This is a genomic window from Enterobacter sp. SA187 (genome assembly GCF_001888805.2).
Taxonomy (GTDB): Bacteria; Pseudomonadota; Gammaproteobacteria; order Enterobacterales; family Enterobacteriaceae; genus Enterobacter_D.
On record NZ_CP019113.1, the window covers coordinates 651338 to 678141 of the forward strand.

Below are 26804 nucleotides of genomic sequence, written 5' to 3' on the forward strand. Positions count from 1 at the left end.
CAGCATGCTACGAATTACATCATCACTACGTCGAACTGCTCTTGATTGTAGAGCGGTTCAATCTGCACTTTGACCTGTTTGCCGACAAAAATTTCGACTTCCGCCAGTGCGTGGGACTCTTCGCTTTTCAGCGCCTCGGCCACCGCCGGAGAAGCATAGACCAGGAAACGATCGGAATCGTAGGCATGATGCACACGGACAATTTCGCGCATGATTTCATAGCAGACGGTTTCGACGGTTTTCACCGTCCCGCGACCATGGCAGGTCGGGCATTCGTTGCACAGCACATGCTCGACGCTTTCGCGGGTGCGTTTGCGGGTCATCTCGACCAGGCCGAGCTGTGAGAAACCGTTGATGCTGGTTTTTACGCGATCCTTGCTGAGCGCCTGCTCCAGCGAATGCAGCACGCGACGGCGGTGATCTTCATTATTCATGTCGATGAAATCGATAATAATAATGCCGCCGAGGTTGCGCAGCCGCAGCTGACGGGCGATAGCCTGGGTGGCTTCGGTGTTGGTGTTAAAAATGGTGTCGTCAAGATTACGGTGGCCGACAAAGGCCCCGGTATTGATATCGACGGTGGTCATCGCTTCCGTTTGATCGATGATCAGATAGCCGCCGGACTTCAGTTCAACCTTGCGCTCCAGCGCGCGCTGAATTTCGTTTTCGACGTCAAAGAGATCGAAAATCGGCTGGCGTCCGCTGTAATGCTCAAGCTTGCTGGTCATCTCCGGAATATATTCGGCGGTGAATTCCAGCAACGCTTCGAAGGTCAGGCGGGAGTCGACGCGGATACGATCGAGGTGCGCGTCGGCGAAATCGCGCAGCACGCGCTGGGCCAGCGCCAGTTCGCCATACATCTGGTAACGCGTCTGCGGGCGCTTTTTGCGCTCCATGACTTTCGTCCATACGCGTTTAAGGTAGGCGGCATCGGAGGCCAGGTCTTCTTCGCATACGCCTTCTGCGGCGGTACGGATGATAAAACCGCCCTGCTCATCGCAATATTCCGCCACTACGCGCTTTAAACGCTCGCGCTCGGTTTCGCTTTCAATACGCTGGGATACCCCAACGTGGGACGCGCCCGGCATAAACACCAGGTAACGGGATGGCAGGGTGATGTCGGTTGTCAGACGCGCGCCTTTGGTGCCGAGGGGATCTTTCACCACCTGCACCATCAGATCCTGCCCCTGACGCACCAGCTCTGAAATGTCGCGCACGGTGAAGTTTTTCTGCTCTTCCCCGGCCACGCATTCGGTATGCGGCATGATATCGGAGGCGTGTAGAAACGCCGCCTTATCGAGACCAATATCTACAAAAGCCGCCTGCATACCGGGCAGCACACGGCTCACACGACCTTTGTAGATATTGCCGACTATTCCGCGCCGCGCTTCACGCTCAATGTGGATTTCCTGCAAAATGCCGCCATCAATGTACGCCACGCGTGTTTCTGAAGGCGTTACGTTTACCAACAATTCAGCCGTCATCTTTATTCCTTCCCTCGCGCAGTGCGTTAAAATTGCTCAGCAACTCATAGGTTTCTACCAGCGGTAAGCCGACCACAGCGTGGTAACTGCCGTTAATCCGTCGCACAAAGCAGCCGCCCAGTCCCTGGATCCCGTAGCCGCCCGCTTTATCCATCGGTTCGCCGCTGGCGATGTACGCCATGATCTCATCATCAGAGAGTACTCTGAATGTCACATCTGTGACTACCAGACAGTCAAGAATGTGCTGACGATCGGCCAGCGCTACGGCAGTCATCACCTGGTGCGTTTGCCCTGAAAGCTGATGCAACATCTTAGCAGCATGAGAGGTATCCTGCGGTTTTTCCAGCACTTCGCCATTTAAAATGACAATGGTGTCAGCGCCGAGCACTGGCAAATCCCGCGCTGCCTGCGCCACGCCAGCCTGGGCTTTTTCCCGTGCCAGACGCGTCACATATTGCTGCGCGCTTTCCTGCGCCTGACGGCACTCTTCGGTGCCGGGCAGAATACGTTCAAATGAGACGCCCAGTTGCGTGAGCAATTCCTGACGGCGGGGAGAGCCGGAAGCAAGATAGAGATCTGTCATAACACCCTTTTATTGCACCGCAAACTGCTGGCGTATTTTGCGCATCAGCAGGAAAAGCCATGGCCAGAGAACACCGTTAACCGCGCTGCTCCAGAACACTTCCGGCCTGAAGGAGACGTTGATCACCAGGAATTCCGCCCAGAACACAATAACCTCGGTGGCAAGCGAAAGCAGCATCACCACCAGCGCCTGCTGCCAGAGCGCGAGGTTACGGAAAAGCTGGAATTTGAGCGCCACGAGGTAAGCGATAATGCTCAGTGACAGGGCCCGCACGCCAAGCGTCGAACCGCTGATGAGATCCAGTATGGCACCCACGGCTAAACCTGTACCGACATTCACACGGTGCGGTAAAGCGAGGATCCAGTAGAGCAGGATTAGCAGTACCCAGTTAGGCCGGTAGACAATGATGTCATCCGGCCAGGGCATAATCTGCAATAAAAGCGCAATGAGAAACGAGAGCCAGATCACCCAGCGTCCCTGGCTACGATAACTGCCCACTATTGTCCTCCCGGCGCTGTACCGGCAGACTGCGGCAACCCGGTTGCCGGTGCAGGCACGGGCGCAGGCGGCCCCATCGAATCAGGGGCAGGCAATACCTGGGGCATCATCTGCATCAGACGTTCGTTCGCGACGCGGTGCACGTCTTCCGGCGTCATCGGGTTTGCCCCGTTACGATCCGCGCCCCACAGCAGCAGCAAATAGCGTAAACGCTGTAAACCCGCCGTCGGACGCGCCTGGATCACGGTGTAAGCACGTTGCGTATCCAGCTTAACGGAGGAGACGACGCCCACCGGATAACCTTCCGGGAAACGTCCGCCCAGACCGGATGTCACCAGCACGTCGCCGACACGAATGTCAGTGTTGGCGGGCAGGTGTTCCAGTTGCAGGTCGTCGGTACAACCGTTACCAGCCGCGATGACGCGAATATCGTTACGTAAGACCTGGATAGGCAGCGCATGGGTGGCATCGCAGATCAACAGCACGCGGCTGGTAAGTTTTGCCACCGCCACCACCTGGCCGACCACGCCTTTATCGCTGATCACCGGCTGGCCTTCGTAGACGCCGTTCACGCTGCCTTTATCGATAACCACCTGATCGCTGTAAGGGTCGTTCACCGTCGAGATGACCTGAGTCACCATTTTTTGTTCATCCTGGCGCAGGGGTGAGCCCAGCAGCTCGCGCAGACGCGCGTTCTCCTGTTTGTACTGCCCCAGCATCAGCAGTTCGCTGTTTTTCAGCAGCAGTTCCTGGCGCAGCGCCCGGTTTTCAAGTTCGAGCTGGTCACGTGATGCCAGCGTTTGCGATACGCTGTCGAGCAGGGCACGGGGACCGTTAGAGACAAAGTAGAAAGGACTGACGGCGGTATCCATGTACGTTCGGATCTGACTGAACGCACCCAGGCGGCTGTCGGCGATAATGACACCAAGCGCAACCAGCACCGCCAGAATAAGGCGAATCTGTAGCGACGGGCCACGGCTAAAAATTGGCTTCATAGGCTATGCGTATTCTCAGGCCGGCCAGAACCGAAGCGGCAATAGCGCCGCCCCGGATCTGACACCGACTATTCTTCGCTGAACAAATCGCCGCCGTGCATGTCGATCATTTCCAGCGCCTTGCCGCCGCCACGCGCGACGCAGGTCAGTGGATCTTCTGCAACTACGACAGGAATACCTGTCTCTTCCATTAACAGGCGGTCAAGGTTACGCAGCAACGCGCCACCACCGGTCAATACCATACCGCGCTCGGAGATGTCAGAAGCCAGTTCCGGCGGACACTGTTCCAGCGCAACCATGACCGCGCTGACGATACCCGTCAGCGGTTCCTGCAGCGCTTCGAGGATTTCGTTAGAGTTCAGGGTAAAGCCGCGCGGCACGCCTTCCGCCAGGTTACGACCGCGCACTTCGATTTCGCGCACTTCGTCACCCGGGTAAGCAGAACCGATTTCATGTTTGATACGCTCGGCCGTTGCTTCACCAATCAGCGAGCCGTAGTTACGACGCACATAATTAATGATGGCTTCATCGAAGCGGTCGCCGCCGATACGCACAGAAGAGGAGTAGACCACGCCGTTCAGGGAGATAACGGCCACCTCTGTGGTACCGCCACCAATATCCACCACCATGGAACCCGTCGCTTCTGAAACCGGCAGGCCTGCACCAATTGCGGCAGCCATCGGCTCTTCAATCAGAAAGACTTCACGGGCGCCTGCGCCTTGCGCGGATTCGCGGATAGCACGACGCTCAACCTGGGTTGCGCCAACCGGCACACACACCAGCACGCGCGGGCTTGGACGCATAAAGCTGTTGCTGTGCACCTGTTTGATAAAGTGCTGCAGCATTTTTTCCGTCACGAAGAAGTCAGCGATAACGCCGTCTTTCATCGGGCGAATAGCCGCAATGTTTCCTGGCGTACGGCCAAGCATCTGTTTAGCTTCATGACCTACCGCAGCGACGCTTTTCGGGGAACCAGCACGATCCTGACGAATAGCCACAACAGAAGGCTCATTCAATACGATGCCTTGTCCTTTTACATAAATAAGGGTATTCGCGGTACCCAGGTCAATGGACAAGTCATTGGAAAACATGCCACGAAATTTTTTCAACATACTGAGGGATAATCCTGAAAGCTGGGGCGGAAGAATAAAATCCGCTTACTTTACCAACCACACGCAGCAGCGACAAGGCGCAAAAATCGACGGCTACGGTGAAAATTAGTGCAGTTTGTGTCCTTGAGTTACAAATCGACCTGACTCCTTCAGGACAGATAGAGACCGCAGCGTTCCTCGCTATCACTTTGCAACCAGTCTAAGGTCATTCACTGGCTTTTTTACTGCACGAACTGGCGGGCAGACATGCACACCCCCACAAGATACAGCGCGCGTTATTCTACGTGAAATAACGTTAAACGGCAGGTCAAACAGAGTATCTTTGTGAATATTTTTTTACTTCGGTGTCAAGCGGCATCGAGGCTGCAAAAAAATCCCCCTGTCCGCCTGCCACTCCGCGTTCAATCAGGGTCTGCCATTCCCCTTTAGTACGGATGCCGGTGGCGAAAACGCGCGTTTGCGTTCCTTTGCAGGCCTCCACCAGACTCTGTACCAACAACTGGTTTTCGGTGCGCTTCTCAATGTTACGCACCAGGCTCGGATGGAGCTTCAGCAGTTCCACATCCAGCGCCTTGATCCAGCTGGTGCTGACCAGCGTCAAACCCGCCTGAGCGACCACTATTCGCGCGCCTAATGCGGTCATTAATCGCACGACAGGTTGTAAACGGCTGATGTGTTGACAAACATCTGCCTCTGCAAGTTCAATAATAATCCGTTTACGTTGTGATTTTTCACATTGCATCAGGGTATCGCGCAACCAGCGCTGGAACTGGGGGCGGATCAGCGCCTCCACCGTGATGGGCATCGCCAGGCTCTCTTCCGGCCAGAAACGCAGGAAAGGGATCAACCGGGTGATCTGCTGACGGTCATACTCCTCCGCCAGTCCGAACTGCAACACCATCGGCATATATTCCGCCGGAATGACCTCCTGATCGCCATCAAAAATGCGGCACATCAGCTCCCGGTGATGCACGCGCCCGTCGCGGGTTACCGCGGGTTTCTGGTAAAAGCGCGGGCCGCCGCGGCTGAGCATCTGTTCGATCAGCGTTCGCCAGCGGACATTGCCGCGCCCTTTTTCCGGCAGCGTATCATCCCACACCGCCCAGCTGTTGCCGCCCTGCAATACGGCGTTACGCGTGGCCGCTTCAGCGTGTTCCATCACCTGTTCGGTGGATTGCCCGCCGCGCCAGGCGCAAATGCCAATGTGGATCATGTCATCCCGGTCGAGCATTTTTGACGGCGGCAGCGCGTCCACCGATTTCAGCAACTGGGCGGCGATACTTTCTGACTCTTTCAGCGTGCGGTGCGAGAGTAATACGGCAAAGTCATTGCGCTGATAGCGGGCCAGCAGCGCGCCGGGATAGCGCAGCATAAAGGTGGAAAGCAAATTAATGAGCACAAACAGGTTGTCTTCGGTGGCGGCTGCGCCCCATTTATCGCGCAGTGAATCAAAATCCGGCAGGCGGATCAGCATGACCACGCCGTGCGTCCCGACGTTTTCCTGATCGTCCAGCAGCGTTGCCAGCTGGTTATCAAAGAACAACCGGTTGCTGAGCCCGGTTTTGGTGTCCTGGGCAACGTACGCGCGGATCAGGGTATCCATATGGCTGCGCTGATCCGCCGCCGTCTGGATCTCCGTCAGCAGCACATCCAGCGCGCTGCTGGTGCGCGACGGCCATTCATGCACGTTTCCGCGCACCTGCGGCCCGCGCTCCCCGTTGAGGATTTTTACTGAGCGGTTTTCCAGCAGCTCCTGTCCGGCGAGCTGGCGGCGTAGCCAGCGCACCGCCAGAAAAATAATGATCACCATAAAACCGATGGCGAGGGTTAAGGGCGCGGTCGCCAGCAGGGAATGAAAATAGTTCACCATCGGATCCTGGTAAGTCATTGAAATGGTCGTACCTGGATTTTTCAGCGAATGGATGGTGATTTCACGGTATTGCGTGGTGCTGCCCTGCGGACGATAGACATCTTTGGCGGTCTGATTGACCAGCGTATGATCGCCCTGCCGGATAACGATGCGCGCAATATCCACCGGCACCATGATTTCATTAAGTTGGGCGCTGAGAACATTTACCGGCGTTGAGACGAGACGGCTATCAATAATGGCGGCCACCGACTGCACCCGGTTGCTGAGTTTGTTCTGAATGGCAGAGTAAAAGCTGAAGGAACAACCTAGCAGGGTGACAAATATTGCCAGCCCGGTAAGCAGAGTGACAAAGGCTGAAAATTTCGTCGTTAATCGCATCCCTGAGTTAACTCCGTTGGTTGAAGGGCGCTTTGTGCCGTCATGACATAGTGTAGAGTAAGCGCTAACTTGCAGCAGGAAACGGGATACTATCAAACAAAAGTGAGCAGGCAAATTTTGGTAACACACTCGCGCTGGCGCAACTCATCCGTCATGCTTATATAAAGCAGACGGAGGATGAGATGAAACCACGAAAACTAACAGAAGCAGATGTCACGGCAGAATCGGTATTTATGCTGCAACGGCGTCAGGTATTAAAAACGCTGGGCATCAGCGCTACCGCCCTTTCTCTTTCCTCTGCGGCGCAGGCCGATCTGCTCAGCTGGTTTAAGGGCAATGACCGGCCAAAAGCCCCCGCCGGGAAACCGCTGAACTTTAATAAACCTGATGAATGGCAGAGTAAACTTTCTCTGACGCCTGAAGAAAAAGTCACGGGTTACAACAATTTTTACGAATTTGGTCTCGATAAGGCCGATCCGGCGGCTAACGCCGGCAGCATGAAAACCGATCCCTGGACGCTCACCATCAGCGGCGAAGTGGCAAAGCCGCTGACCCTCGATCACGATGCGCTGACCACGCGCTTCCCCCTTGAGGAGCGAATTTACCGCATGCGCTGCGTGGAGGCCTGGTCGATGGTGGTGCCGTGGATCGGCTTCCCGCTGCATAAGCTACTCGCGCTGGTGGAGCCCACCAGCAACGCAAAATACGTGGCGTTTGAAACTTTATATTCCCCGGACGAGATGCCCGGCCAGAAAGATCGCTTTATCGGCGGCGGCCTGAAATATCCCTATGTTGAAGGGCTGCGTATTGATGAAGCCATGCATCCGCTGACCCTGTTAACCGTCGGCGTGTACGGTAAAGCGCTGCCGCCGCAAAACGGTGCGCCGGTACGTCTGACCGTGCCATGGAAATATGGCTTTAAAGGCATTAAATCCATTGTCAGCATCAAACTGACCCGTGAGCGTCCTCCCACTACCTGGAATCTTTCGGCACCCAATGAATATGGCTTTTTTGCCAATGTGAACCCGCATGTCGATCATCCGCGCTGGTCGCAGGCCACTGAACGCTTTATTGGTTCCGGCGGCGTGCTGGACGTGAATCGTCAGCCGACGCTGCTGTTTAATGGCTATGCCGATGAAGTCGCGTCGCTCTATAAGGGCATGGATTTGCGGGAGAATTTTTAAATGCGTCTGACGGCGAAACAGGTGACGGGGCTGAAATGTGTACTGCATCTTGCCGGACTGTTGCCGCTGCTCTGGCTGTTCTGGGCGGCGAGCCAGGGCTGGTTCAGCGCCGATCCGGCGAAAGATATTCAGCATTTTACCGGCAGGATGGCGTTAAAGTTTCTGCTCGGCTCGCTGCTGGTAACGCCGCTGGCGCGTTACGCCAGACAACCGTTGCTGATCCGCACCCGCCGCCTGCTGGGGCTTTGGTGTTTTACCTGGGCCAGTCTGCATCTGGTGAGTTACGTCATGCTGGAGCTGGGGATTAATAATCTTGGTCTGCTGGGCCAGGAGCTGATATCCCGTCCTTATCTGACGCTCGGCGGTATCAGCTGGCTGATCCTGCTGGCGATGGCGCTGACCTCCACACAGGCCATGATGCGAAAATTGGGCAGAAACTGGCAACGTCTGCACAATTTCGTTTATCTTGTGGCGATCCTCGCGCCCATTCATTATCTGTGGTCGGTGAAGGTATTATCCCCGCAGCCGGTACTCTATGCGGTAGCCGCGCTGGTGCTTTTGGCGTGGCGTTACAAGAAGTTCCGTCAATGGTGGCAATAGTGCACGGTTCTGTGCACTTTCCCGCAGTTCTTCTGTCATCCGCTGTCATTTCCTGGATAGCGGTTGATAATCTTCCCTGATAAGACCAGTATTTAGCTGCCAAATGCTACGAAATCGTTATAATGTGCGACTTTGGTTTTGCCGACAGGGTTTTTAGGACTCTGAAAAGGTGACAACCGGGCAATGAAGGTATATTTTGTTTTTTACCGAAGTATTGCAGGAGATAGCAGCACAATGGTGGACAAGTTGCACATTTTGCTCTTAAACGGCCCTAATCTGAATATGCTGGGAACGCGCGAGCCGGAGAAGTACGGTACCCTGACGCTTAACGAAATTGTTACTTCTTTAAGCCAGGAAGCCGAAGCGCTCAACGTGTCTCTTTCGCATTTACAGTCCAACGCGGAGTATGCACTCATCGACCGCATTCATCAGGCTAAAGACAATGTCGACTATATCCTGATCAATCCGGCCGCGTTTACGCACACCAGCGTTGCCCTGCGTGATGCCCTGCTCGCCGTGAGTATCCCGTTTATCGAGATCCACCTGAGCAACGTGCATGCGCGTGAGCCGTTCCGCCATCACTCCTATCTCTCCGATATCGCTGCTGGCGTCATCTGCGGATTTGGCGCTGACGGTTATTCATACGCTTTACAGACGGCGGTAAAACGCCTGTCACAATCACACTAAACAAGAGTACGGAACCCACTCATGGATATTCGTAAGATTAAAAAACTGATCGAGCTGGTTGAAGAATCAGGCATCTCCGAACTGGAAATTTCTGAAGGCGAAGAGTCTGTTCGTATCAGCCGTGCTGCGCCAAACGTGGGTTATCCCATGATGCAGCAGGCTTATGCCGCACCGATGATGCAACAGCCAGCCCTGGCTAACGCTGTTGCACCTGCCGCCACCCCAACAATGGAAGCGCCGGCAGCAGCAGAAATCAGTGGCCACATCGTACGTTCCCCGATGGTCGGGACGTTCTACCGCACCCCAAGCCCGGACGCAAAAGCGTTCATCGAAGTGGGCCAGAAAGTGAATGCGGGCGACACCCTGTGCATCGTTGAAGCCATGAAAATGATGAACCAGATCGAAGCTGACAAATCCGGCGTGGTGAAAGCCATTCTGGTAGAAAGCGGCCAACCGGTAGAATTTGACGAGCCTCTGGTCGTCATCGAATAACGAGGCGAACATGCTGGATAAAATTGTCATTGCCAACCGCGGCGAGATTGCTCTGCGTATTCTGCGTGCCTGTAAAGAACTGGGCATCAAGACTGTCGCCGTGCACTCAACAGCGGATCGCGATTTAAAACACGTATTACTGGCGGACGAAACGGTCTGTATCGGTCCGGCACCGTCCGTAAAAAGCTACCTGAATATTCCGGCGATCATCAGCGCGGCTGAAATCACCGGCGCGGCAGCGATTCACCCGGGTTATGGCTTCCTTTCAGAGAATGCCAACTTTGCTGAGCAGGTTGAGCGCTCTGGCTTTATCTTTATCGGCCCGAAAGCTGACACTATTCGTCTGATGGGCGACAAAGTGTCGGCGATCACCGCGATGAAGAAAGCAGGCGTGCCGACCGTACCAGGCTCTGACGGCCCGCTCGGCGACGATATGGATGCTAACCGTGCCCATGCTAAACGCATTGGCTACCCGGTGATCATCAAGGCGTCCGGCGGCGGCGGCGGTCGCGGTATGCGCGTGGTACGCGGTGATGCCGAACTGGCGCAATCCATCTCCATGACCAAAGCTGAAGCGAAAGCGGCATTCAGCAACGACATGGTGTACATGGAAAAATACCTGGAAAACCCTCGCCACATCGAAATTCAGGTGCTGGCAGATGGTCAGGGTAACGCCATTTATCTGGCCGAGCGTGACTGCTCCATGCAGCGTCGCCACCAGAAAGTCGTTGAAGAAGCGCCAGCGCCGGGCATTACCCCGGAACTGCGTAAATTCATCGGCGAACGCTGCTCCAAAGCCTGTATTGACATTGGCTACCGTGGCGCGGGTACTTTCGAGTTCCTGTTCGAAAACGGCGAGTTCTACTTCATTGAGATGAACACCCGTATTCAGGTTGAACATCCGGTAACAGAGATGATCACCGGTGTGGATCTGATCAAAGAGCAGCTGCGCATTGCCGCAGGTCAGCCGCTGTCCATCAAACAGGAAGACGTCAGGGTTCAGGGTCATGCGGTCGAGTGCCGTATTAACGCCGAAGATCCGAACACCTTCCTGCCAAGCCCGGGCAAAATCACCCGTTTCCATGCGCCAGGCGGTTTTGGCGTGCGCTGGGAATCGCATATTTACGCCGGTTATACCGTACCGCCGTATTATGACTCCATGATCGGTAAGCTGATCTGCTTCGGTGAAACCCGCGACGTGGCCATTGCCCGCATGAAAAATGCGTTGCAGGAGCTAATCATCGACGGCATTAAAACCAACGTTGATCTGCAAACCCGCATCATGAATGACGAGAACTTCCAGCACGGTGGCACCAACATCCACTATCTGGAGAAGAAGCTCGGTCTTCATGAGAAGTAATTAAGCGCTCGCAGCAAAAGGCCGGATTTCCGGCCTTTTTTTTATTCTCTTTTTCGCTCTTGCGGTACAATCCCCGCCTTTCTGATCCCCGAGGGACGATAATGGATACACGTTTCGTTCAGGCGCACAAAGAGGCCCGCTGGGCGCTCTGGCTTACGCTGCTTTATCTCGCCGCCTGGTTAGTGACCGCTTACTTACCGGGAGATATGACCGGGTTCACCGGACTGCCACACTGGTTTGAAATGTCCTGTCTGCTGCTGCCGCTGGTATTTATCCTGCTGTGCTGGGCGATGGTGAAATTTATCTACCGGGATATTTCCCTGGAGGACGACGATGCAGCTTGAAGTCATTCTGCCACTGGTCGCCTATTTGCTGGTGGTTTTTGGCCTGTCGGTCTATGCCATGCGCAAGCGCGCCGCCGGCTCATTCCTTAACGAGTATTTTCTCGGCAGCCGCTCCATGGGCGGGATCGTGCTGGCAATGACGCTGACCGCCACCTACATTAGCGCCAGTTCATTTATTGGCGGGCCGGGGGCGGCTTACAAATATGGTCTCGGCTGGGTGCTGCTGGCGATGATCCAGTTGCCTGCCGTCTGGCTGTCGCTGGGTATTCTGGGCAAAAAATTCGCGATCCTCGCGCGTCGTTATAACGCCGTGACGCTCAACGATATGCTGTTTGGCCGCTATCAGAGCCGCCTGCTGGTATGGCTGGCCAGTATCAGCCTGCTGGTCGCCTTTGTGGGCGCGATGGCGGTGCAGTTTATCGGCGGCGCGCGTCTGCTGGAAACGGCGGCCGGTATTCCTTACGAAACCGGGCTGCTGATTTTTGGCGTCAGCATTGCGCTCTATACCGCCTACGGCGGTTTCCGCGCCAGCGTGCTCAACGATACCCTCCAGGGCATGGTGATGCTGATTGGCACTATCGTGCTACTGGTCGGCGTGGTGCATGCCGCTGGCGGACTGGGTAACGCCGTCGATACGCTGCAACGCCTCGATCCGAAACTGGTGTCCCCTCATGGCGCTGAGGATATTCTCACCCCTACCTTTATGACCTCGTTTTGGGTGCTGGTATGCTTTGGGGTGATCGGCCTGCCGCATACGGCGGTGCGCTGCATTTCCTATAAAGACAGCAAAGCGGTGCATCGCGGTATGATCATCGGCACCATTGTGGTGGCGATCCTGATGCTGGGCATGCATCTGGCGGGCGCACTGGGCCGGGCGGTGATCCCCGATCTGATCGTGCCGGACCTGGTGATCCCAACGCTGATGATGAAAGTGTTGCCGCCCTTTGCGGCGGGGATCTTCCTTGCGGCACCAATGGCGGCGATCATGTCGACGATCAACGCACAGTTGCTGCAAAGTTCCGCTACGATCATTAAAGATCTCTACCTGAATCTCTATCCGGCGCAGATCAATAATGAAAAGCGGCTGAAGAAAATGTCCTCGGCGATCACGCTGATCCTTGGCGTCTTGCTGTTGCTGGCGGCCTGGCGTCCACCAGAGATGATCATCTGGCTTAACCTGCTGGCCTTTGGCGGGCTGGAAGCCGTATTCCTGTGGCCGCTGGTGCTGGGCCTCTACTGGGAGCGGGCCAATGCGGCCGGGGCGCTTAGCGCGATGATTGTGGGCGGTGTGCTCTATGCCGTGCTGGCGACGTTTAAAATACAATATCTGGGCTTCCACCCGATTGTTCCGTCGCTGTTACTGAGTTTGCTGGCGTTTCTGATCGGGAACCTGTTTGGTCGCCCGGTTGCGGAAGGTCACGTTATTACATCTGATAAATAAAGAGTTTTGCCATGCCGTGGATCCAACTGAAACTGAATACAACCGGGGCGAATGCCGAAGCGCTGAGCGATGCGCTGCTCGAAGCTGGCGCCGTCTCTATCACCTTCCAGGACACGCACGATACGCCGGTGTTTGAGCCGCTGCCGGGCGAAACCCGCCTGTGGGGTGACACGGACGTCATCGGCCTGTTTGATGCCGAAACGGACATGAACGAGGTGGTATCACTGCTTGCGTTGCATCCGCTGCTGGGCGCGGGTTTTGCGCACAAAATTGAACAGCTGGAAGATAAAGACTGGGAACGCGAGTGGATGGAAAACTTCCACCCGATGCGTTTCGGTGAGCGCCTGTGGATCTGCCCGAGCTGGCGCGATGTCCCGGACGTGAACGCCGTCAATGTGATGCTGGATCCGGGCCTGGCTTTTGGTACCGGCACTCACCCTACGACCTCGCTGTGTCTGCAATGGCTGGATGGCCTGGATCTGACCGGTAAAACGGTGATCGATTTTGGTTGCGGCTCCGGCATCCTCGCCATTGCGGCGCTGAAACTGGGCGCGGCGAAAGCCATTGGTATCGACATCGATCCGCAGGCCATTCAGGCCAGCCGTGATAACGCCGAACGTAATGGCGTGGCCGATCGTCTGGAGCTGTACCTGCCGCAGGACCAGCCAGCGACCATGAAAGCCGATGTGGTGGTGGCGAATATCCTCGCCGGCCCGCTGCGTGAACTGGCGCCGCTGATCAGCGTACTGCCTGTTGAAGGCGGTCTGCTGGGCCTTTCCGGTATTCTGGCCAGCCAGGCGGAAAGCGTTTGTGATGCCTATGCCGATCTGTTCTCGCTTGATCCCGTCGTGGAAAAAGAAGAGTGGTGCCGCATTACCGGTCGTAAAAAATAAGTCCCTGCCGCAACGCAGTTTTCTGCTGCGTTGCGCTTTTCTCCTGCCTGCCCCATTTTTTGTCGTTTATTCAGCCGCCAATAAGCTTATAATTTTCCTTTCAATTCATTGAAAATTAATATCTTTTTTGGGATTAACTATTCATAGGATGAATATTATGAGCACCGGATTACGCGGCGTGACTTTATTAGCGCTGGGTCTGCTGTCGACCTGCGCCACCGCAAACGAATGGAGTTATGAAGGAGAAAGCGCCCCGGCGTACTGGGGAGAACTGAATCCGGACTATTTTATGTGCAGCAAAGGGATGAACCAGTCGCCTGTCGATATTACAGCGGTCATGAAAACCCGTCTTATGCCGCTAAAACCACGTTATCCGCAAAGCCCGATAAGCCTCAGCCATGAAGGCTTTACGGTGATGGCCAACTTTGCCGACGGTAACAAAAACAGCGTGAAAATAGACGGCGAGCTGTTCCTGCTCCGGCAACTGCATTTCCATGCGCCGTCGGAAAATACGGTTGGTGGTAAGCATTACCCGCTGGAGATGCATCTGGTGCACCAGAACGCGCAAGGTGAGACGGCGGTCGTGGCCGTCATGTTTACCACCGGGAAGCCAAACAATGAACTCCAGAAGCTGTGGTATGAAATGCCGCGCGAGGCGGACGAGAGCGTGGCGCTTACTCAGGATGTCGACATCAAAAAACTGCTGCCTGCACGCACAACGTACTATCGCTATAGCGGATCGCTCACCACGCCGCCCTGTACGGAAGGCGTGCGCTGGCTGGTTATGAAAGAGCCGCTTTCGCTTTCAGAGGAACAACTGAAGACGCTGACCCGCGTTTTACCTCATGAAAATAATCGTCCCGTACAGCCGGGACACGGTCGGGTGATCATCGAATAACGACACACTATTGCGTGAACCCGTACCGCGTAACGATGCTTTTATGAGCAGAAAAAAACGAGAGGTAGATCGCATTACTGGAGTTGAAGTGTCTATAAAAACAGCAAGTTACCAGATAACCCGCCGTTTTTTAGCGGCAAAATTCACTGTATTTAAGGAATTTTAGTTACGTCATGAATTATTACTATTAACATAACTCAATGATTCGCATGATAATTTATTGATAAATCCAATATGAATAGCGGATTCAATGATCTGCAACAGTGGATTGTTCAAAGTTTGGCCTTTCATCTCGTGCAAAAAATGCGTAATATACGCCGCCTTGCAGTCACAGTATGGTCATTTCTTAACTCATGCGAATCGGACACCACCAGCTCAGAAATCGCCTGATCGCAGCGCCAATGGCTGGCATCACTGACAGGCCATTCAGGACGTTGTGCTACGAGATGGGAGCGGGACTTACCGTATCCGAGATGATGTCATCTAACCCTCAGGTCTGGGAAAGTGATAAATCACGCTTACGTATGGTGCACATTGATGAGCCGGGTATTCGTACAGTGCAGATCGCTGGTAGCGTACCTGAAGAAATGGCGGAAGCCGCACGTATCAACGTGGAAAGCGGTGCCCAGATTATTGATATTAATATGGGTTGCCCGGCTAAAAAGGTGAATCGCAAGCTGGCAGGTTCAGCCCTTTTGCAGCATCCAGATCTGGTGAAGTCTATCCTGACTGCGGTGGTAGCGGCTGTGGACGTTCCTGTTACGCTCAAGATTCGCACGGGTTGGGCGCCAGAACACCGTAACTGCGTAGAAATTGCCCAACTGGCTGAAGATTGTGGTATCCAGGCTCTGACCATTCATGGACGCACTCGCGCCTGTTTGTTCAACGGAGACGCGGAATACAGCAGTATTCGGGCAGTTAAGCAGAAAGTTTCCATTCCGATTATCGCGAATGGCGACATTACTGACCCGCTTAAAGCCAGAGCTGTGCTCGACTATACAGGGGCTGATGCTCTGATGATAGGTCGCGCGGCTCAGGGAAGACCCTGGATCTTTCGGGAAATCCAGCACTATCTGGACACTGGGGAGCTGCTTCCTCCCCTGCCTCTGGCAGAGGTGAAGCGCTTGCTTTGTGCGCATATTCGGGAACTGCACGACTTTTACGGTCAGGCAAAGGGTTATCGAATTGCGCGGAAACACGTATCCTGGTATCTCCAGGAGCACGCTCCAGATGACCAGTTTCGGCGCACATTCAACGCCATTGAAGACGCCAGCGAACAGCTGGAGGCGTTGGAGGCATACTTCGAAAATTTTGCGTAAACAGAAATAAAGAGCTGACAGAACTATGTTCGAACAACGCGTAAATTCTGACGTACTGACCGTTTCTACCGTTAACTCTCAGGACCAGGTAACTCAAAAACCTCTGCGTGACTCGGTAAAACAGGCACTGAAGAACTATTTTGCTCAACTGAATGGTCAGGATGTGAGTGATCTGTATGAGCTGGTATTGGCTGAAGTTGAACAGCCATTGTTGGACATGGTGATGCAATACACCCGCGGTAACCAAACGCGCGCTGCTCTGATGATGGGCATCAACCGTGGCACTCTGCGTAAGAAATTGAAAAAATACGGCATGAACTGATACTAATCAGTTGATTGCTTGTTTAAAAAGGCGCTTACCGGCATGGGGAAGCGCCTTTTTTATTGCCTGAAACAGCGGTAAAAAACCCTGCTTGTCATTCTTTCATTAGCCGGGATTTCGTGTATATTTCCAGCACCAAATCGGCGAAAGAGTGAACAAACAATATGTTGCGTAAATATGGCTGGCTGATTGTATTTGCCGTCACCGTTTTCCTGTTTGACGGGCTGTTAATGTTCTGGGTTGAGCTGGTCACCACTGAAGTGGATAAATGCCGCAACATGAACTCCGTTAATCCGTTAAAGCTGGTGAACTGTTCCGAGCTGGAGTAATTGATCGTCGGCGATTTTAAGCGAAACTGTCGTTATCCCCTCTTAATATCATGGATTTAAATCCCTTTGCGCCCTTTGCAGACAATGATAATGTCTCGCCCTTTCCGCCTGTTCTGTAGACAAAATACGACGCCTTAGCGTAAACGAGTTGATGACATCATGCTGGTAAGCCAATACGACCATGTCCTGGTTGTAATTTCTTTTGTCGTGGCCATTCTCGCCGCGTATACCGCACTTAATATGGCAGGACGCGTGACCAGCAGCCAGGGCAAAACCGCATGGGTGTGGCTTATCGGCGGGAGTTTCTCCATGGGGATCGGCATCTGGGCGATGCACTTCATCGGCATGCTGTCGATGGAACTCACCATGCACATGAACTACGCCCCCGGCATGACCGCCCTGTCAATGCTGATCGCCTTTAGTGCCTCCCTGTTTGCGCTGTGGCTGGTAAGCAAACCCAACCTGCATCAGCGTCGTTTACTCCCGGGTTCGCTGGTGATGGGCGCGGGCATCTCCGCCATGCACTATACCGGTATGGCGGCGTTACAGGTTTCACCGGCGATCGTCTGGGATATGCGCTGGGTTGTCCTGTCGCTGGTGATTGCGTTTGTCGCCTCCTGGGCTGCCCTGTGGCTGACTTTCCGTTTGCGCCATGAAGCGGCACAGGTTGCGCAAATGCGCGCGGGCGCTGCCATTCTGATGGGGCTGGCCATTGCCGGGATGCACTATACCGGCATGCGGGCGGCGATTTTCCCGCATCAGCACCCGATGATGCATGATGGCGTTAACGGCAACTGGCTGGCGGTTCTTGTCAGCGTTGTCGCACTTTCCATTCTGGGGATCACGCTGCTGGTCTCGATGCTGGATGCACGACTACAGGCGCGCACTTCTCTGCTTGCCTTATCGCTTGCAGAGGCCAACCGCGAGCTTGCGCAACTGGCGCTCCATGATACGTTGACCCGTTTACCTAACCGCGTATTGCTGGAAGACCGTCTGGATCAGGCGATCCGCAAGGCGAGACGTGAAGGGAGCTTTTTTGCCCTGATGTTTATGGATCTGGACGGCTTTAAAGCGGTGAACGATGCCTATGGTCACGACGTGGGGGATCGGTTGCTGATCGCCGTTACCGAACGCCTGAAGCATCCGCTTAAAGGCCAGTACACCCTGGCGCGTATTGGCGGCGATGAATTTGTATTGCTGGCTGAAGTCAGCGCGCCGGACGAAGCCGCGTCGCTTGCCAGTGAACTGGTACGGGCGGTTGATCGTCCTTTTACTCTTGATCCCTATGAAATGGTGGTCACACTCAGTGTCGGTATCGCTCTTTTTCCTCACGATGGTGAAAATGAGCGCGAGTTGATGTTCAATGCCGATGCGGCGATGTATCACACTAAACGCATGGGGCGTAACGGGTATCATTTTTTCCAGCCGTCAATGAATACGCTGGCGCAGGCGCAGTTACAACTGGTCAATGATTTGTGGCAGGCGCTGGAGCGTAACGAGCTACGTCTGGTTTATCAGCCTAAATTCCATGCCCCCACCGGACCGGTGGTCGGCTTTGAAGCGCTTCTGCGCTGGCAGCATAGTAAGCGCGGTCTGTTAACCCCTGACGTATTTCTTCCACTGGCCGAAAAGACCGGGCTGATCATTCCTATCGGCAATTGGGTGATCGATGAGGCCTGCCGGCAGCTGCGGGAATGGCATCTCTTGGGGAATACCTCATGGTCGATGGCGGTCAATTTATCCACCCTGCAATTCGAGCAACCCGGACTGGTGGAACACGTGATGGACTGCCTGCAACGCTATCAGGTGGCGCCGGAGGATCTGATCCTTGAAGTCACCGAAACCACGGCGATGAGCAATCCGGAAGAGAGCGTGCGTATTCTGACGGAGCTTACGCATGCCGGAGTCAAAGCGTCCATTGATGATTTTGGTACCGGCTACTCCAGCCTGTTGTATCTGAAACGTCTGCCCGCCTGCGAACTCAAAATTGATCGTGCTTTTGTGAAGGAGCTTAACGGTGACGGCGATGATGCGACCATCGTTTCAGCCATTGTAGCGCTGGCGAAAACGCTGGATCTGAAAATTGTCGCAGAAGGTGTGGAAACCGAGGCGCAGCAGACCTTCCTGACAGAACTGGGCTGCAACACTCTGCAGGGTTTTCTGCTCGGCAGGCCGGTTTCCGCTCAGGAAGCCGCACAGTTGGGTCGTACTGGCGAATAAAAAAGCCCCGGCCTGTGAACCAGGCCAGGGCCGCTTAGCCGTTATCTGGCTTTTTTCGTGAAAAACTGCCGTACGACCACAAAGAATACCGGCACAAAGAAGATCGCCAGCAGCGTGGCGGTCAGCATCCCCCCCAGCACCCCGGTACCCACGGCGTTTTGCGCACCGCTGCCTGCGCCGGAGCTGATCACCAGCGGCATGACGCCCAGAATGAATGCCAGCGAGGTCATCAGGATCGGACGAAGACGCATACGCACCGCGTCCAGCGTCGCTTCAATCACGCCCTTGCCTTCTTTATCCATCAGATCTTTGGCAAACTCCACGATCAGAATGGCGTTTTTCGCCGACAGGCCAATAGTGGTTAACAGGCCGACCTGGAAATAGACATCGTTATTCATGCCGCGCATCATCGCCGCCAGCAAGGCGCCAATCACGCCAAGCGGCACCACCAGCATGACGGAAAACGGGATTGACCAGCTCTCATAGAGTGCCGCCAGGCACAGGAAGACAACGATCAGCGAAATAGCGTATAACGCGGGCGCCTGGTTGCCGGACAAACGTTCCTGATATGACATACCCGTCCAGTCGTAACCTATCCCGGCGGGCAGCCGGGAGGCCATTTGTTCCATCAACAGCATGGCGTCACCTGAACTCTTGCCGGGGGCGGCCTCGCCCAGGATCTCCATAGATGGCAGACCGTTAAAGCGTTCGAGCCGCGGCGAGCCGTAAACCCAACTTGAGGTGGTAAATGAGGAGAAGGGCGTCATTTCTCCGTTGCTGCTGCGCACGTAGAGATTATTAATATCCCCCGGCAGCATACGGAATTTCGCATCGGCCTGAACGTAGACTTTTTTCACGCGTCCATGATCGATGAAGTCATTAACGTAGGATCCCCCCAACGCAATTGAGATCGTCTGATTAACATCAGAAAGATCGATACCTAAGGCCTGGGCTTTTTCAATGTCCACTTCAAGTTTGAACTGCGGGGTATCTTCAAGTCCGTTAGGTCGTACGCGCACCAGTTTATCAGGATGCTGCTGTACCATTTCCATCAGCTGGTTACGTGCTTTTGTCAGCGCATCATGCCCAAGGTTGGCCTGATCGATAAGCTCGAAGTCAAACCCTGTCGCCGTGCCAAGTTCAACAATCGGCGGCAGGTTAAAGGGAAACACCTGGCCATCCTGAATACGGCTGAAGGCTTTAGTGGCGCGTGCCACAATGCCCTCTACGGCGTTTTCTTTACCTGGACGCTCTTCCCATGGTTTAAGACTGATAAAGGCAATTCCCGAGTTCTGCCCCTGACCGCTGAAACTAAAACCGTTCACCGTCAGCACCGAATTCACGTTCGCTTTTTCATCGTTCAGGTAGTAATCGGTCACCTGATCGAGCACCTTCTGCGTACGTGCCTGGGTTGCCCCGGCTGGCAGTTGCACCATGGTCATAAAGACGCCCTGATCTTCGTCCGGCAGAAAGGACGTCGGTAAGCGTAAAAACAGCACCGCCATGCCCACCACAATCAGGAAATACACCAGCAGGTAACGCCCGGTACTTCTGATAATGCCGCCAACGCTGTCGGTGTAATGGCTGGTGCAACGTTCAAACAAACGGTTGAACCAGCCGAAAAAGCCTTTTTTATCACCATGGGCATGGGGATCGACGGGCTTAAGCAGCGTGGCGCATAACGCCGGCGTGAGAATCAGCGCAACCAGTACCGACAGGGCCATTGCTGACACGATAGTGATCGAGAACTGACGATAAATTTCACCCGTTGAACCGCCAAAAAATGCCATTGGAATGAAAACCGCCGACAGCACCATGGCGATGCCCACCAGCGCGCCCTGGATCTGTTCCATTGATTTCTGGGTGGCTTCTCTCGGCGGCAGGTGATCTTCTACCATCACACGCTCAACGTTCTCCACGACGACAATGGCATCGTCGACCAGCAGGCCGATCGCCAGCACCATCCCGAACATGGTGAGCGTGTTAATCGAATAGCCAAAAGCAGAGAGGACGGCAAAGGTGCCCAGCAACACAACCGGCACGGCGATGGTCGGGATCAGCGTGGCGCGGATATTTTGCAGGAACAGGTACATCACCAGGAAAACCAGGATGATGGCTTCGAACAGGGTTTTGATCACTCCGTGAATGGAAATCTGCACGAAGGGCGTAGTGTCATACGGATAAACAACCTGCATACCCTGCGGAAAATAAGGAGCAAGCTCCTGTAATTTGTTCTTGATAGCGCTTGCGGTATCAAGGGCGTTTGCCCCTGTCGCCAGTTTAATACCTATCGCCGCCGCATCCTGACCGTTGATTTTCGTAACGGTGTTATAGTTTTCCCCGCCCAGTTCAATGCGGGCCACATCTCTCAGGCGAACCTGCGAACCGTCCGCATTGACGCGCAGCGTCACGTTACCAAATTGCTCCGGATCTTTCAGGCGCGTTTGCGCAATGATGGAGGCGTTGAGCTGTTGATTAGGAACAGAAGGCGTTCCACCCAACTGCCCGGCGGCAATCTGATCGTTTTGCACTTTGAGCTGGTTAACAACATCCACCGGCGTCATACGATATTTATTGAGCATGTCGACATTCAGCCAGATACGCATCGCATACTGCGCACCGAAAAGCTGTACGTCGCCAACGCCATTGGTACGGCTAATGGCATCTTTAACGTTAGAGGCGACATAGTCAGAAATATCGTCCTGGTTCAGGCTTTTGTTTTCAGAGGTAAAGCCCACCACCATCAGGAAACTGCTACTGGCTTTCTCAACGCTGATCCCCTGCTGCTGCACTTCCTGCGGCAAAAGTGGCATCGCCAGTTGTAGCTTGTTCTGCACCTGAACCTGAGCAATATCCGCTTCAGTCCCTGATTTAAAGGTCAGGGTGATGGTTACGCCACCTGCGGAATCGCTGGTTGAGGACATGTACATCAGGTTATCGATGCCATTCATGTTCTGTTCAATAACCTGTGTGACGGTATCCTGCACCGTTTGCGCATCGGCCCCCGGGTAGGAGGCGCTGATTGCGATCGCAGGCGGTGCAATGGTTGGATACTGCGCCACAGGTAATTGCATGATTGCCAGTACACCCGCAATCATCAGTATGATCGACAGCACCCAGGCAAAAATCGGACGATCAATAAAAAACTTCGACATCTTTTACGACTCTCACTGCGTAAGCGCGATTACTGCAACGCGTTTTTTACTCACCTGATGAAGCAGGCACGATAGTCACTTGGGTGCCAGGACGGGCACGCTGCAAGCCGCTGACAATCACCTTGTCACCCTCTTTCAGCCCCTCCGAAATGAGCCATTTATCGCCAATAGCCTGAGTCGCAACTACGTTGCGCTGCTCAGCCTGATTTTTTTCATTTACCAGCATCACGGTGGCATCGCCGCGAGCATTACGGGTTACGCTCTGCTGCGGCACCAGAATAGCTTCTGGCTGAACACCTTCATCAAGGCGTGCGCGCACAAACATTCCCGGAAGGAGGCTGTGATCAGGATTGGGGAAAACCGCGCGGATAGTGATCGAGCCGGTGCTCTGGTCGACGGTAATATCTGAGAATTCCAGCGTACCCTTTAACGGATAGACCTGACCGTTCTCTGTGAGCAGTTCAACCTCAGCTTTGCCATCCTGTCTGCGCAGGTTGCCCTGTTCCACCGCCTGTTTCAGACGCATAAAATCGCTGCTGGATTGCGTGACATCAACATAGATTGGATCGATTTGCTGCACCGTGGCCAGCGCCGTCGCCTGACCGTTGGTTACCAGCGCGCCTTCGGTGACGGCAGATTTACCGATACGGCCGCTGATGGGGGAACTGACACGGGTATAGGCCAGATTGATACGCGCCGTCTCTACTGCGGCTTTTGCGGCCTGGACGCTGGCGTCTGCCTGCCGGGCGCTGGCAACGGCGGTGTCATATTCCTGACGGCTGACGTATTGCGTCCCTACCAGAGGCGCATAACGTTTGACCGTTAAGTGCGCCATACTTGCAGCGGCTTCGGCTTTCGCTAATTCGCCCTGCGCGCTTGCTAAGGCCGCCTGATAGGTTGCCGGATCGATCTGATACAGCGAGTCCCCGGCGGTAATATCGTTGCCTTCAACAAAATTACGTTTGAGAATAATTCCGCTCACCTGCGGACGCACCTCTGCAATACGAAATGCTTCGGTTCGTCCCGGTAATTCTGTCGTCACCGCCAGAGGGGCTGCTTTAACCTGCCAGACGCTGACCTCGGGATCCGGCATTTTAGCTGGCGCGTTTTCATTATCATTACAACCGCAAAGTAAGCCGATTGACATAATAATGACTGATGAAAGGCGAATACATTCACCAAATTTATTCATTGCAGTTCCTCAAAACACAATGCGCGGCATAAGCCGCAAAGCAGGTAGAAAAATAAAACCAGCGGGTCGGGTATCCTACAAATAATTCACTATTTATGTAAATGACGTCGAATCCTAAGCCACAAATAATGGCACTTAAAACTAAAGCCATGAGGTAAATATCGCCTTTGCGACGCGATAACACCTTTTAAATATAAACGCCTTGTATAAGAATATTTATATAAATAATTTCAGTGAATATATTTAGTGGTTACTGGTAAAGCGTCGGCGAATAACCACGAAAAATACCGGCACAAAAAATATTGCCAGCAGGGTTGCGGATACCATACCGCCCATTACGCCAGTCCCAACCGCGTTTTGTGCGCCGCTGCCTGCGCCTGTACTGAGCACCAGCGGCATTACGCCAAGGATAAAAGCCAGTGACGTCATGAGTATCGGGCGCAAACGCATTTTTACCGCCTCCAGCGTGGCGTCGATTAAGCTCTTGTGCTCTTTATCCATCAAATCCCTGGCAAACTCGACGATCAAAATGGCATTCTTTGCCGACAATCCAATGGTGGTCAGCAGGCCAACCTGGAAATAGACGTCGTTACTCAGGCCACGGCAACTGGCCGCCAGCAAGGCGCCCACCACGCCGAGCGGTACAACCAGCATGACGGAAAATGGAATCGACCAGCTTTCATAAAGTGCCGCCAGACACAGGAATACCACCATCAGTGAGATGGCATATAACGCGGGGGCCTGATTGCCGGATAAGCGCTCCTGATACGACATCCCCGTCCAGTCGAAGCCAATCCCGGAGGGCAGCGTTGCGGCGAACGCCTCCATCATCTTCATGGCCTCACCGCTGCTTTTACCTGGCGCGGCCTCACCCAGAATTTCCATCGCTGGCAAACCGTTGTAGCGCTCCAGACGTGGCGATCCCTGGATCCAGTTGGCGCTGGTGAAACTTGAAAAGGGCACCATTTCGCCGTTACGGCTACGTACAAACCAGCGGTTAATATCATCCGGCATCATGCGATAAGGCGCGTCAGCCTGTGCGTAAACTTTTTTCACACGGCCGTTATCGACGAAATCATTCACGTAAGTGCTACCCAGTGCGGTTGCAATGGTCTTGTTGATATCCGTTAGCGAGACACCGAGCGCCTGTGCTTTTTCCTGATCGACATTCAGTTTGAATTGCGGCATATCTTCCAGACCATTAGGCCGTGTACGCACCAGCATATCCGGACGCTGAGCGACTTTTTTCAGCAGTTCATTACGCGCTTTGGTCAACTCCACATGCCCCAGCCCCGCCTGATCGATCAGTTCAAAGTCGAACCCGGTAGCAGTGCCCAGCTCGGTAATGGCGGGAAGGTTAAACGCAAATACCATCCCGTCTTTGATACTGCGAAACGCATGCGTGGCACGCGCAACTATCGCCTCAACACGGTTTTCCTCGCCTTCACGCTGTGCCCAGTCTGTTAAACGGATAAAAGCCAGGCCGTTGTTTTGCCCTTTACCGTTAAGCCCAAAGCCCGTCACCGTAAACACAGAATCCACGTTATTTTTCTCATTCGTCAGATAGTAACGTGTGACTTCCTGCATGATTTTTTCCGTGCGATCCTGGGCGGCGCCAGCGGGCAGCGTGACCATCGTCAGGAAAACCCCTTGATCCTCTTCGGGTAAAAAAGAGGTGGGCAAACGCAGGAATAAACAGGCCATGCCCACGACAATCACCAGGTAAAGCACCATGTAGCGGCCGGTACGGCTTAGCAGTTTCTGTACGCTGCCGGTGTAGTGCTGGGTGCTTTGTTCAAACAGCCGGTTGAACCAGCCAAACATCCGGTTAGTCGTGCCGTGGGTAGTGGGTTTTAGCAGGGTGGCGCACAGTGCGGGCGTTAAAATGAGCGCCACCAGCACGGACAGAGCCATGGCAGAAACGATGGTGATGGAGAATTGCCGGTAGATCACCCCGGTTGAGCCGCCAAAAAACGCCATCGGGACGAATACCGCCGACAACACCATGGCGATGCCCACCAGCGCGCCCTGTATCTGCGCCATCGATTTCTGCGTCGCCTCTTTGGGGGGCAATCCTTCATCGACCATCACGCGCTCTACGTTTTCCACCACCACGATAGCGTCGTCCACCAGCAGGCCGATGGCTAACACCATGCCAAACATGGTCAGCGTGTTAATCGAATAGCCGAACGCCGCCAGTATGGCAAAGGTCCCCAGTAACACCACGGGCACCGCAATAGTAGGAATGAGCGTGGCCCGCAGATTCTGCAAAAACAGATACATGACAAGAAACACCAGCACGATGGCTTCAAACAGCGTTTTGAAGACTTCCCGGATGGAGATCTTAATAAAGGGGGTGGTGTCGTAGCTGTAAACCAGTTTCAGGCCGTGAGGAAAGTAGGGTTGCAGGTGGGCCATCTGCTGTTTCACCGCATCGGCGGCGTCCAGCGCGTTAGCGCCCGTTGCGAGTTTGATGCCCAGACCCGCTGACGGTTTACCGTTATACCGGGCGATAACGTTGTAGTTCTCGCCGCCCAGCTCGATGCGTGCGACGTCTTTGAGCTGTACCCGTGCGCCGTTGGAGAGGACTTTTAACGTAATACGGCCAAACTGCTCCGGCGTACGCAGACGCGTCTGGGCAATGATCGAGGCGTTAATCTGCTGATTGGCCACGGATGGCGTGCCGCCCAGCTGGCCTGCGGCAATCTGGCTATTCTGGGCTTTGATCTGATCGACCACATCGACAGTAGTCAACTGATATTCATTCAGTTTGTTCGGATCAAGCCAGATGCGCATTGCATATTGCGCGCCGAATAGCTGCACGTCGCCCACCCCTTCAGTACGGCTAACGGGATCCTTAATATTTGACGAGATAAAATCGGCAATATCATCCTGCGTCATGCTGCCGTCTTCTGAGATAAAACCCATTACCATCAAAAAGGTGCTGCTTGATTTCTTAACGTTTATCCCCTGTTGCTGCACTTCCTGGGGCAATAATGGCATAGCAAGTTGCAGTTTGTTCTGGACCTGAACCTGGGCGATATCGGCATCGGTGCCGGATTTAAAGGTTAAGGTGACGGACACGCTGCCGGCAGAATCGCTGGTGGACGACATATACATCAGGTTATCCAGGCCATTCATATTTTGTTCTATCACCTGGGTAACGGTATCCTGGACCGTTTGCGCATCAGCGCCGGGATAAGTGGCATTAATAGCGATAGCAGGCGGTGCGATCGTAGGATATTGTGCAACCGGAAGGTTGATGACCGCCAGCGCACCAGCCAGCATTAAAATAATCGCCAGCACCCAGGCGAATATAGGCCTATCAATAAAGAACTTAGCCATGGTAGCGGTTCACCTTATATCTGTTCGCATTCACCGACCCGCGTCAGCACTAAAATAAAAACATCCCTCTTTATATTTATGCGATGAATATAAAGAGGACGGC

22 protein-coding genes are annotated in these 26804 nt (G+C 54.2%); 13 read left to right on the top strand and 9 right to left on the bottom strand.

All coding sequences use genetic code 11. The features are described from left to right. Positions 1-14: 14 nt before the first annotated feature. The 6 genes from rng to csrD all read right to left on the bottom strand — a co-directional run bounded on the left by rng (position 15) and on the right by csrD (position 6920). Positions 15-1484 carry a ribonuclease G gene (rng, locus tag BMF08_RS03215; RefSeq protein ID WP_072569534.1) on the bottom strand — a complete coding sequence of 490 codons (1470 nt, stop codon included), beginning with the start codon at positions 1482-1484 and terminating at the stop codon, positions 15-17. Next, positions 1474-2067: a Maf family protein gene (locus tag BMF08_RS03220; RefSeq protein ID WP_072569533.1), complete on the bottom strand. Its 594-nt coding sequence runs from the start codon at positions 2065-2067 to the stop codon at positions 1474-1476. The genes rng and BMF08_RS03220 overlap by 11 nt, the downstream gene beginning before the upstream one ends. Before the next feature lie 9 nt (positions 2068-2076). After that, complete coding sequence (mreD, locus tag BMF08_RS03225; protein ID WP_072569532.1) at positions 2077-2565, bottom strand: rod shape-determining protein MreD; 489 nt, start codon at positions 2563-2565, stop codon at positions 2077-2079. Continuing rightward, positions 2565-3560 (bottom strand): rod shape-determining protein MreC, encoded by a 996-nt coding sequence (mreC, locus tag BMF08_RS03230; protein WP_072569531.1) that lies wholly within the window; start codon positions 3558-3560, stop codon positions 2565-2567. Before mreC ends, mreD begins: the two co-directional genes overlap by 1 nt. Before the next feature lie 68 nt (positions 3561-3628). After that, positions 3629-4672 (bottom strand): rod shape-determining protein MreB, encoded by a 1044-nt coding sequence (gene mreB, locus BMF08_RS03235; protein ID WP_006818047.1) that lies wholly within the window; start codon positions 4670-4672, stop codon positions 3629-3631. Positions 4673-4979: 307 nt separating this feature from the next. Beyond that, positions 4980-6920, bottom strand: a complete 1941-nt coding sequence (gene csrD / locus BMF08_RS03240; protein ID WP_072569530.1) for an RNase E specificity factor CsrD — start codon at positions 6918-6920, stop codon at positions 4980-4982. A 182-nt stretch (positions 6921-7102) separates the two neighbouring features. Between csrD and msrP the strand changes: the two genes are divergently transcribed. The 13 genes from msrP (at position 7103) to BMF08_RS03310 (ending at position 19009) form a co-directional block, all read left to right on the top strand. Beyond that, entirely contained in the window at positions 7103-8104 is a 1002-nt protein-coding gene (msrP, locus tag BMF08_RS03245) for a protein-methionine-sulfoxide reductase catalytic subunit MsrP (RefSeq protein ID WP_072569529.1), read from the top strand. Further along, complete coding sequence (msrQ, locus tag BMF08_RS03250) at positions 8105-8704, top strand: protein-methionine-sulfoxide reductase heme-binding subunit MsrQ (protein ID WP_072569528.1); 600 nt, start codon at positions 8105-8107, stop codon at positions 8702-8704. It begins immediately after the preceding gene. Between the two features lie 234 nt (positions 8705-8938). After that, positions 8939-9391 (top strand): type II 3-dehydroquinate dehydratase, encoded by a 453-nt coding sequence (aroQ, locus tag BMF08_RS03255; protein ID WP_072569527.1) that lies wholly within the window; start codon positions 8939-8941, stop codon positions 9389-9391. A gap of 21 nt (positions 9392-9412) precedes the next feature. After that, positions 9413-9883, top strand: coding sequence for an acetyl-CoA carboxylase biotin carboxyl carrier protein (gene accB / locus BMF08_RS03265; protein ID WP_072569526.1), 471 nt, complete (start codon positions 9413-9415; stop codon positions 9881-9883). Between the two features lie 10 nt (positions 9884-9893). Further along, positions 9894-11243, top strand: a complete 1350-nt coding sequence (accC, locus tag BMF08_RS03270; protein ID WP_072569525.1) for an acetyl-CoA carboxylase biotin carboxylase subunit — start codon at positions 9894-9896, stop codon at positions 11241-11243. 101 nt (positions 11244-11344) lie between these two features. Further along, positions 11345-11587, top strand: coding sequence for a YhdT family protein (locus BMF08_RS03275; protein ID WP_072569524.1), 243 nt, complete (start codon positions 11345-11347; stop codon positions 11585-11587). Continuing rightward, complete coding sequence (gene panF / locus BMF08_RS03280) at positions 11577-13028, top strand: sodium/pantothenate symporter (protein ID WP_072569523.1); 1452 nt, start codon at positions 11577-11579, stop codon at positions 13026-13028. The genes BMF08_RS03275 and panF overlap by 11 nt, the downstream gene beginning before the upstream one ends. A gap of 11 nt (positions 13029-13039) precedes the next feature. Then, complete coding sequence (gene prmA, locus BMF08_RS03285) at positions 13040-13921, top strand: 50S ribosomal protein L11 methyltransferase (RefSeq protein ID WP_072569522.1); 882 nt, start codon at positions 13040-13042, stop codon at positions 13919-13921. Positions 13922-14078: 157 nt separating this feature from the next. After that, positions 14079-14819, top strand: a complete 741-nt coding sequence (locus tag BMF08_RS03290) for a carbonic anhydrase (RefSeq protein WP_072569521.1) — start codon at positions 14079-14081, stop codon at positions 14817-14819. A 353-nt stretch (positions 14820-15172) separates the two neighbouring features. Next, positions 15173-16138 (top strand): tRNA dihydrouridine synthase DusB, encoded by a 966-nt coding sequence (dusB, locus tag BMF08_RS03295; RefSeq protein WP_072569520.1) that lies wholly within the window; start codon positions 15173-15175, stop codon positions 16136-16138. 25 nt (positions 16139-16163) lie between these two features. Continuing rightward, positions 16164-16460 carry a DNA-binding transcriptional regulator Fis gene (gene fis, locus BMF08_RS03300; protein WP_003855228.1) on the top strand — a complete coding sequence of 99 codons (297 nt, stop codon included), beginning with the start codon at positions 16164-16166 and terminating at the stop codon, positions 16458-16460. Positions 16461-16624: 164 nt separating this feature from the next. After that, positions 16625-16789, top strand: coding sequence for a DUF2556 family protein (locus BMF08_RS03305; protein ID WP_072569519.1), 165 nt, complete (start codon positions 16625-16627; stop codon positions 16787-16789). Positions 16790-16948: 159 nt separating this feature from the next. After that, positions 16949-19009, top strand: a complete 2061-nt coding sequence (locus BMF08_RS03310; RefSeq protein ID WP_072569518.1) for a putative bifunctional diguanylate cyclase/phosphodiesterase — start codon at positions 16949-16951, stop codon at positions 19007-19009. Positions 19010-19050: 41 nt separating this feature from the next. Here the strand turns inward: BMF08_RS03310 and BMF08_RS03315 are convergent, their stop codons facing one another. The 3 genes from BMF08_RS03315 to BMF08_RS03325 form a co-directional block, all read right to left on the bottom strand. Beyond that, on the bottom strand, positions 19051-22164 hold the full coding sequence (locus BMF08_RS03315) for an efflux RND transporter permease subunit (protein ID WP_072569517.1): 3114 nt from the start codon (positions 22162-22164) through the stop codon (positions 19051-19053). Between the two features lie 46 nt (positions 22165-22210). Further along, positions 22211-23356, bottom strand: a complete 1146-nt coding sequence (locus tag BMF08_RS03320; protein ID WP_072569516.1) for an efflux RND transporter periplasmic adaptor subunit — start codon at positions 23354-23356, stop codon at positions 22211-22213. Between the two features lie 243 nt (positions 23357-23599). Then, positions 23600-26701: an efflux RND transporter permease subunit gene (locus BMF08_RS03325; RefSeq protein ID WP_072569515.1), complete on the bottom strand. Its 3102-nt coding sequence runs from the start codon at positions 26699-26701 to the stop codon at positions 23600-23602. Between the last annotated feature and the right edge of the window lie 103 nt (positions 26702-26804).

What these genes read in the sequence shown, in the direction of transcription:
- rng (WP_072569534.1), bottom strand. Translation starts at nt 1,484, where the DNA reads ATGACGGCTGAATTGTTGGTAAACGTAACGCCTTCAGAAACACGCGTG.
- BMF08_RS03220 (WP_072569533.1), bottom strand. Translation starts at nt 2,067, where the DNA reads ATGACAGATCTCTATCTTGCTTCCGGCTCTCCCCGCCGTCAGGAATTG.
- mreC (WP_072569531.1), bottom strand. Translation starts at nt 3,560, where the DNA reads ATGAAGCCAATTTTTAGCCGTGGCCCGTCGCTACAGATTCGCCTTATT.
- mreB (WP_006818047.1), bottom strand. Translation starts at nt 4,672, where the DNA reads ATGTTGAAAAAATTTCGTGGCATGTTTTCCAATGACTTGTCCATTGAC.
- csrD (WP_072569530.1), bottom strand. Translation starts at nt 6,920, where the DNA reads ATGCGATTAACGACGAAATTTTCAGCCTTTGTCACTCTGCTTACCGGG.
- msrP (WP_072569529.1), top strand. Translation starts at nt 7,103, where the DNA reads ATGAAACCACGAAAACTAACAGAAGCAGATGTCACGGCAGAATCGGTA.
- msrQ (WP_072569528.1), top strand. Translation starts at nt 8,105, where the DNA reads ATGCGTCTGACGGCGAAACAGGTGACGGGGCTGAAATGTGTACTGCAT.
- aroQ (WP_072569527.1), top strand. Translation starts at nt 8,939, where the DNA reads ATGGTGGACAAGTTGCACATTTTGCTCTTAAACGGCCCTAATCTGAAT.
- accB (WP_072569526.1), top strand. Translation starts at nt 9,413, where the DNA reads ATGGATATTCGTAAGATTAAAAAACTGATCGAGCTGGTTGAAGAATCA.
- accC (WP_072569525.1), top strand. Translation starts at nt 9,894, where the DNA reads ATGCTGGATAAAATTGTCATTGCCAACCGCGGCGAGATTGCTCTGCGT.
- BMF08_RS03275 (WP_072569524.1), top strand. Translation starts at nt 11,345, where the DNA reads ATGGATACACGTTTCGTTCAGGCGCACAAAGAGGCCCGCTGGGCGCTC.
- panF (WP_072569523.1), top strand. Translation starts at nt 11,577, where the DNA reads ATGCAGCTTGAAGTCATTCTGCCACTGGTCGCCTATTTGCTGGTGGTT.
- prmA (WP_072569522.1), top strand. Translation starts at nt 13,040, where the DNA reads ATGCCGTGGATCCAACTGAAACTGAATACAACCGGGGCGAATGCCGAA.
- BMF08_RS03290 (WP_072569521.1), top strand. Translation starts at nt 14,079, where the DNA reads ATGAGCACCGGATTACGCGGCGTGACTTTATTAGCGCTGGGTCTGCTG.
- dusB (WP_072569520.1), top strand. Translation starts at nt 15,173, where the DNA reads ATGCGAATCGGACACCACCAGCTCAGAAATCGCCTGATCGCAGCGCCA.
- fis (WP_003855228.1), top strand. Translation starts at nt 16,164, where the DNA reads ATGTTCGAACAACGCGTAAATTCTGACGTACTGACCGTTTCTACCGTT.
- BMF08_RS03305 (WP_072569519.1), top strand. Translation starts at nt 16,625, where the DNA reads ATGTTGCGTAAATATGGCTGGCTGATTGTATTTGCCGTCACCGTTTTC.
- BMF08_RS03310 (WP_072569518.1), top strand. Translation starts at nt 16,949, where the DNA reads ATGCTGGTAAGCCAATACGACCATGTCCTGGTTGTAATTTCTTTTGTC.
- BMF08_RS03315 (WP_072569517.1), bottom strand. Translation starts at nt 22,164, where the DNA reads ATGTCGAAGTTTTTTATTGATCGTCCGATTTTTGCCTGGGTGCTGTCG.
- BMF08_RS03320 (WP_072569516.1), bottom strand. Translation starts at nt 23,356, where the DNA reads ATGAATAAATTTGGTGAATGTATTCGCCTTTCATCAGTCATTATTATG.
- BMF08_RS03325 (WP_072569515.1), bottom strand. Translation starts at nt 26,701, where the DNA reads ATGGCTAAGTTCTTTATTGATAGGCCTATATTCGCCTGGGTGCTGGCG.